We start from the raw sequence: 592 nt of genomic DNA on the forward strand, positions 1-592 counted from the left end.
GTGAGCGGGCGGAGCGGCGGCGGGGCGAACGGTGAGTGGGTGGCGCGGCGGGGTGAGTGGGTGGCGCGGCGAACTGGTCGCGTTGCGAAGAAGTTCGCGCAACGTCGCAGGGGCGTTCGGCCTGAGGCGGGGCACTTAAGGGTGGAAGGCATGACTGAGCTCCCGCCGAGCAGGCTTTCTTCACTTGCCTCAAGTGAACAGTCTCCGCGGCGTGGTTCTGGACTGGTCTACGGGCCGCTCGTGCACTCCCTGGCCACTCTTGTCGCTGGACGCCCGATTGGCGTCATTGGGCACGCTTCGCTCACGACACTTGCGAAGTGCCGGATCGGGTACCGCGACTCCTGTCTCATGTGGACAGTCGCGCTCCCTGGCAAGTCTTTCGGCTTCCGGTTCGGCCTATGTTCTGAGGTGCATGGTGTTCCGTCTCGGTGTGCCGGTGTGGTCGAGGTAGCTAGGTGGGGTGAACTCAGGCAGGCCGTCTTGGGCGATCTGGACTTTCCATTCGCTGTGGTGGATCAGGCGGTGGTGTTTGGTGCAGAGCAGGACGAGGTTGTCGATTTTGGTTTCGCCGTGGTGTCGCCAGAAGACGATG

At 63.7% G+C, this 592-nt stretch carries 1 pseudogene; it reads right to left on the reverse strand.

Annotated features, from left to right (window positions below):
* Positions 1-396: 396 nt before the first annotated feature.
* Positions 397-592, reverse strand: a pseudogene (locus tag ACXIZN_RS43280) (HNH endonuclease signature motif containing protein); the annotation flags it as partial.

The sequence above is a fragment of the Amycolatopsis sp. TRM77291 genome (assembly GCF_054166285.1).